This window comes from Nostoc sp. 106C (assembly GCF_002154725.1).
GTDB lineage: Bacteria > Cyanobacteriota > Cyanobacteriia > Cyanobacteriales > Nostocaceae > Aulosira.
In genome coordinates this window covers 1-1,373 of record NZ_MTAW01000191.1, presented here as the reverse complement: position 1 = coordinate 1,373, position 1,373 = coordinate 1, and the positions used below count along the sequence as shown (strand labels likewise).

Annotated in this window: 1 protein-coding gene and 1 pseudogene; one reads left to right on the top strand and one right to left on the bottom strand. The window is 41.4% G+C overall.

The features are described from left to right. Positions 1-768 (bottom strand): annotated as a pseudogene (locus BV375_RS29235) (tetratricopeptide repeat protein); the annotation flags it as partial. Positions 769-891: 123 nt separating this feature from the next. On the opposite strand from BV375_RS29235, the gene BV375_RS29230 reads away from it, so the two are divergent. Beyond that, positions 892-1,290, top strand: a complete 399-nt coding sequence (locus BV375_RS29230) for a DUF4351 domain-containing protein (RefSeq protein WP_086767035.1) — start codon at positions 892-894, stop codon at positions 1,288-1,290. Positions 1,291-1,373: the final 83 nt, after the last annotated feature.

Here is a 1,373-nt window from a genome sequence, read left to right as displayed (position 1 = left end):
TCCTAAAATTCTTTTAAGATAGGCATTACCCAGTTTATATTGCGTATCTGCCCAACTTTCGGCAAAGGCGCTGCGAGTAAAAACTTCCAATGCACCTGAGAAAGCAGCGATCGCTTGTTCGATATTTTCAGCTTGTTCTCCTAAAATTCTCTGACAGTAAGCAATCCCCAGACTATATTTCACTAATGCCCATAGGTTGGGAAAACTGTGGTGAGTAACTTCTAGTGCGTTTGTATATGCAGCGATCGCCAATTCAATATTCTCGGCGCGCTCTCCAAATATTCTGTTACAGTAAGCAGCTGCTAGATTATTTTGCGTCGTTGCCCATTGTTTAGAAAAGGCGTTGCGGGTGTAAACAGTTAGGGCTATTTCGTAGCCAGCAATCGCAATTTCCATATTGCTGGCTTTGCTACCCAAGGGAAACTGCTGAATCAGATTACTAAAATTACCAATGCCTGTGGCAATGTATATTGCGACATCTGGTTCAACATTTGCCAGGATATTTGTTGCCCAATTCCACAATACTTCTGCAAAAATATCATTTAGTTTATCAGTATTAGTTGCGAGTAATGCGTAGACTACCTGCTGATCGTGATCGCTGTCTAGCATTGCTTGCAGTACATCTCGTAAAAATTGCTCATAAACCTCCAAATCTCGTGAGGTGGCAGGGATAAGTTTTTGACGTTTTTGAGCTTTTTTCGCGGGGGAATTGAGTGCTGCACTGAGTTTCCTAGTTAAATTCCGTAGGCAATTTGCTATTCGCCGCATTGTAATTCTCTCTCTTGCACTTCCGCAAAGCCAGCATTAGGAATACCAAGACATAAATCATACGGTATTCTTAGGGTTTGAAGTGCGATCGCGTAACGTACCTTCATCAGATGAGGTGTTACCTTGTTAAGTTTAAAGACACTCAATGCAAGCACTGTAGTGGCGATCGCTTCCTCAGCTTGCGTACAAGTTCTGGCTGGTTTGCGGTTTGATAAAAGTTTAATTACACAGCTTTTTAGAGAGGATATTATGCAAGAATCTGTGATTTACCAAGATATTTTGCAGAAGGGATTGCAACAGGGAGAAGAACGAGGAAAGAAACAGGAGGCAATAGAATTAATTCTACGTCAGTTGACACGTCGTTTAGGTGCAATTGAGCCGGAGACAGAAGAACAAATTCGCGCTTTATCCATCACTCAACTAGAGGATTTAGCGGAAGCGCTGTTAGATTTCACTAGCCAAAGCGATGTGATTAATTATTTGGCGAATATTTCTCCATCTCAAGCTAATTCAGAAGATTAAGCGATCGCTTTACCAAACGATTAGAGTGTTCCAAACAATAAATGATCCAAAACCTGTCATTGCGAATGAAGCAAAGCGGAATG